The organism is Lysobacter daejeonensis GH1-9, assembly GCF_000768355.1.
Lineage (GTDB): Bacteria > Pseudomonadota > Gammaproteobacteria > Xanthomonadales > Xanthomonadaceae > Aerolutibacter > Aerolutibacter daejeonensis.
Genome location: NZ_AVPU01000061.1, coordinates 1 through 3,783, shown reverse-complemented (window position 1 = coordinate 3,783; position 3,783 = coordinate 1). Strand labels below are relative to the sequence as shown.

Here is a 3,783-nt window from a genome sequence, read left to right as displayed (position 1 = left end):
GACTTCGGCGGACATTTGCCCGGCAATACCGGCAAAATGCACGCGGATCGCGGTCTTCGGCATGCGCCCGGCTCGATTCGAGGGCCGGGCGCTTCGCACAACGGAAACAGATCGAGTGCTCAGGCGATCGCCCCGCCGCCATCCACCCGCACCGTCGAGCCGGTCGCATACGGCGTGCCGATCAGGTAGGCGATGGCGTTGGCGACGTCCTCGGCCTGCCCCACCCGCCTGGCCGGCAAGCGGGCCGCGGCCGCGTCGTACATCTTCTGCCGCTCCGCTTCGTCCATCTTCGACCACAGCGGCGTGGCGATCAGGCCGGGCGAGACGGCATTCACCCGCACTGGCGACAGTTCCAGCGCCAGGCCGCGCGCCAGCGCCTCCAGCGCGGCGTTGATGGCGCCCTGCAGCACCGCGCCCTTGCTCGGACGCACGCTGAGGTAGCCCGACACCAGGGTCAGCGATCCGCCTTCGGCGATGTCCGCCGCGCGCGCCACCCGGTAGGCGCCCCAGAACTTGCTGTCCATCGCGGCGTAGGCGTCGGCCAGCGCCAGGCCGCGTACCGGGCCGCTGGGCGTCTGCGCCGCGGAGACCACGACATGATCGAAGGTCCCGGCCTGGGCGAAGAAGGCCTGCACCGCCGCATCGTCGGTGGCGTCGAGCGTGGCGGTGCGCACGCCGGCACCGATGTCTGCTGCGGCGGCGTCGAGCTTGGCCTGATTGCGCGAGGCGATGGTGACCTCCGCGCCCAGCGCCAGCAGCGCCTTGGCCGCAGCGGCACCGATGCCGGAGCTTCCGCCCACCACCAGGACGCGTTGCGAAGCGAGTGTGTTCATGGATTGCACTCCTGGGAAAAGGCCGCGCGGACGCAGCCCCAAAGCAAGAAAAGGTCAGATGGTTTCGGTTTCGCGCACGGTGTCCGGGCTACGCAGCGCGAACGCGGCGATCTCGTCCTTGCGCAGGAAGGCCACGCCCGGATGGCGGCAGGCATACGCCAGGAACGCGTCCCACACCCGCACCATCTGCGGCGTGCCGCTGATGCGGTCGTGGGCGCTGAGCGACATCATGCGGCGACGGCGGCCGGCCTCCTCGTACAATTGGTCGAACTCGCGCGTGATCTGCGCCAGGAACGCGTCTGGCGAGTAGTTGCGGCCTTCGACCAGTTGGATGTCGTTGTTGCGCAGGCTGTAGGGCACCACCACGAAGTCGTGTCCGTTGACCTGTTCGATGAACGGTTCGTCGCGGCTGAGGTCATCGATGTGGTACTGGTAGCCCAGCTCCTGCAGCAGCGACAGCGTGTTCGGCCCACGCCGCAGCCAGTTGCAGTTGTAGCCCTGCGGCCGCTGCCCGGTCACCGTTTCGACCATGTCGCGCGCCGCGAGAAGGAAGCCGCGCTCTTCTTTACGGCTCATCGCGTACTGCGAGCTCCAGCGCGGGCCATGCGCGGCGGCTTCATGGCCGCGTGCGACGATCTCCCGTGCCAGCTGCGGATGCCGCTGCACGGCCTCGCCGATCATGTGCGAGGTCACCTTGACCCCGTGCCGATCCCACAGATCCAGCATGCGTGGGATGCCTTCGCGGTAGCCGTAGGCGAACCAGGTGTTGGCGGCCGGGTCCGATGGCACTTCCGGCGGGAAATCGACTTTCGGGAACGGGCTGTCGGTGCCCTTGGGCGGCTGCCCGCCGGCTTCGAACTGCATCGAGATCGACACGACCAGGCGGATGCCGTCGGGCCAGAACGCGCCCGCGGCGCGTCCGGGCTTGGACGAAGCCGCGCGCGTCGGCGCCTGTGCCTGCGGCGCGGCTGCGGCCTGATTCGCCAGGACCGCACCGGCGGCAAGCATGCCGGCACCGGCGCCGGCCTGGACCAGGAAACTGCGGCGTCCGGCATCGGCAGGGAAAAGGATTTCGTTGTTCATTGCGTCGATTCCTTATTGGGCCACCAGGCCGAGCTGCTGGAACAGGGTGAGGTTGTCCTCGATGTGCCAGTTGTCGGCGATGCGGCCGTCCTTGATCCGGTAGATGTCGGTGGCGATGAAGTCGATGGCCTGACCGTGGCCCTGGGTCTGCTTGGGCCTGCTGTCCTGGGGCGCGCCGTTCTGGAGCACACCGCTGAAGTGGCCGCGGAAATGCAGGTGCACCACCACCCGGTCGCCGGCCACGATCATCTGCTCGATCTCGCAATGCAGGTCGGGGATGGCCTTGCGCATCGTCGCCGAAGCCAGCAACGGCCCTTGCGTGCCCTGCGCCCGTCCGGCCGGCAGGGTGCGGTCGGTGAAATCCGGCGCCAGCGCGGCCTGGGCCAGCGCGGCGTCGCCGGTGCTCCAGAAGCTGGCGTAGCGGCGCGCGGCCAGGATCCGCGCTGCGGTCCGCGCATCCGCCACGGGCGTGTCGGTGATCAGCGTCAGGGGTTCGAGCAACGGAACCGGCGCGGCCAAGGCCGTCGGCGCGCTGCCGGCGAGGATCAGCGCGCCCGCTGCGAACAGCGTGCGGGGATATCGGTGAGACAGGAACTTCGACATGGGGGTCTCCAGAAGCGCGGAGGATGCGCGGACGGTCCCATCATCTATTTCCCGATTGGCGGTAAATACGGGAATCCATAAGATGGATAATCTGCGATTCGCAAATAATCATTCCCGGGATGATCGACAACCTGCCCAACCTGGTGGCCTTCGACCGCATCGTCTCCAGCGGCAGCCTGTCGGCGGCCGCGCGCGAGCTGGACCTGTCGCTGGCGGTGGTCAGCAAGCGCCTGGCGCAGCTGGAAGCGAGCCTGGGCGTGCGCCTGCTCCAGCGCACCACCCGGCGCCAGGCGCTGACCGAGGAAGGCACGCTGTTCCACGCCCAGGTGGTGCGCATCCTGGCCGAGGTCGACGCCGCCGAAGCGCTGCTGTCACGCCGCCGCCATAGCGTGAGCGGGCTGTTGCGGATGACCGCACCCGGCGACTTCGGCCGGCGCTGGGTGGCGCCGATCCTGGGCGACTTCCAGCGCCTGCATCCGCAGCTGAGCGTGCAACTGGAGCTGACCGACGCGGTGGTCGATCTGGTCGCCCATGGCCTGGACCTGGCGGTGCGCTTCGGCAGCCTGGCCGATTCTTCGCTGATCGCGCGTCCGCTGGCGCCCAACTACCGCGTGCTGTGCGCCGCGCCGGCCTACCTGCAGGCGCATGGCGCGCCAGCGCATCCGGGCGAATTGACCGCGCACCGCTGCATCGTGATCGGCGACCAGCCCCGCGCCGAGTGGCGCTTCCAGGGCGAGCAAGACGTGACCGTGCGGGTGCACGCGGCGCTGCTCACCAACGACGGCGGCGCGGCCAACGCCTGGGCCCTGGCCGGCGCCGGCGTCGCACTGAAGTCGATCTGGGACGTGGGCGACGACCTCGTCGCCGGCCGCCTGCAGCGCCTGCTGCCGGCGTATTCCATCGCCGCCGCGCCGCTGCATGCGATCTACCCGCACAGCGGCCACCTGCCGTTGCGCGTGCGCGCCTTCGTGGACTATCTGCGCGAGCGCCTGGGTCAGGCGTGGCGCTGGGGCATGGGCTGAAGAATCCCGTCGGCGCGCGCGGCGCGGCTGCCGGCGTTCGCCAAAGGCAGCTGGGGCGGCGAATGGCATCCGGACTTCACCCCACAACCCGGCGACACCGTGGTCAAGGAGCACTGGGGCGGCAGCGGCTTCGCCAACACCGATCCGTAATGCCGTATCCGCTGACACCTCGGTCAGTGACTCGACGCGTTCGATCGCCGGCTGGCCATTGCCTTACTGGCCGATGAGGTGGTCTGCCTGGC

The 3,783-nt window shown here is 69.3% G+C and carries 4 protein-coding genes; 1 reads left to right on the top strand and 3 read right to left on the bottom strand.

Features of this window, described 5'->3' with window-relative positions; translation table 11 throughout:
• Positions 1 to 119: 119 nt before the first annotated feature.
• From N800_RS14880 to N800_RS14870, 3 genes are read right to left on the bottom strand one after another with little or no spacing between them, the layout of a single operon-like run.
• Positions 120 to 833, bottom strand: a complete 714-nt coding sequence (locus N800_RS14880; protein ID WP_036140454.1) for an SDR family oxidoreductase — start codon at positions 831 to 833, stop codon at positions 120 to 122.
• A gap of 54 nt (positions 834 to 887) precedes the next feature.
• Entirely contained in the window at positions 888 to 1,916 is a 1,029-nt protein-coding gene (locus tag N800_RS14875; protein WP_036140452.1) for a polysaccharide deacetylase family protein, read from the bottom strand.
• Between the two features lie 12 nt (positions 1,917 to 1,928).
• Complete coding sequence (locus N800_RS14870; RefSeq protein ID WP_052108310.1) at positions 1,929 to 2,519, bottom strand: ester cyclase; 591 nt, start codon at positions 2,517 to 2,519, stop codon at positions 1,929 to 1,931.
• Between the two features lie 119 nt (positions 2,520 to 2,638).
• On the opposite strand from N800_RS14870, the gene N800_RS14865 reads away from it, so the two are divergent.
• On the top strand, positions 2,639 to 3,541 hold the full coding sequence (locus N800_RS14865; RefSeq protein WP_036140449.1) for a LysR family transcriptional regulator: 903 nt from the start codon (positions 2,639 to 2,641) through the stop codon (positions 3,539 to 3,541).
• The last annotated feature ends 242 nt before the right edge of the window (positions 3,542 to 3,783 follow it).